Here is a 789-nt window from a genome sequence, read left to right on the forward strand (position 1 = left end):
CCCTAAGCCCACCCCCTCCCTCCCCTTAAAACCTCCCAAGATTTGGGCGCACTCAAACTCAAAGCGATCCCCAAAGGCACACGGATTCACTTTAAAGAGAGCGATCCTAAGAAAATGGCGACTCTTTTAGGAGTGAGTTACGCCGATTACACCGCCTACCAGCCCAACCTTGAGGGGATTGAGGGGGTAAGCCCAAGCCCTACGCTTGTTACACACACACGCCCACAAACTCTAGAATTACACAGTGCCCCACAATCCCCCACCCCCGCAGCGCGCACCCCCCGCGCTTCCACTAGGCGCGCCACCACTTCTAGATCGACTCGGTCGGCTAAAACGCGCTCTTTTGCTCGATCTAACACTTTTCGTGCCTCTAAAGCCCATTCTACCAGCGCGCCACCCACCACCCCGCGCGCCACTTCTGCTAGGTCCACCACCCCTCGATCTAGCAATACACGCGCCACCACCTCTGAATCCACCAGCGCGCGTGCACGCACAAGTAGAACGCGTTCTTCTAGTACACGCCCTTCCACTAGACGCGCCACCACTTCTAGATCGACTCGGTCGACTCGTGCGCGCGCCATTTCCCCAAGTTCCCCCAGTGTCAACAACCCCACCCCTCAAGCTTTTGATGATGGTATTGAGCGTTCCTTGGGCGCGCCCCAAGCGCGCGCTTATGCAAACCCCACCCCTCAAGCTAGTTTTACCCCCCCTATAAGCCCCTCCCAAACCTTTATGCCCCTGCCCATTCCTGAAAACTTGGCTTACCCTCCCTACACCCCCCCCCACTGT

1 protein-coding gene is annotated in these 789 nt (G+C 57.7%); it reads right to left on the reverse strand.

Going from position 1 to position 789, the window contains the following annotated elements; genetic code table 11:
* Nucleotides 1–155: 155 nt before the first annotated feature.
* Nucleotides 156–581: a hypothetical protein gene (locus tag EAO33_RS08865; RefSeq protein WP_162982286.1), complete on the reverse strand. Its 426-nt coding sequence runs from the start codon at nucleotides 579–581 to the stop codon at nucleotides 156–158.
* Nucleotides 582–789 lie beyond the last annotated feature (208 nt).

It is taken from the genome of Helicobacter labacensis, assembly GCF_003660285.1.
In the GTDB taxonomy this organism is placed as follows: Bacteria; Campylobacterota; Campylobacteria; order Campylobacterales; family Helicobacteraceae; genus Helicobacter; species Helicobacter labacensis.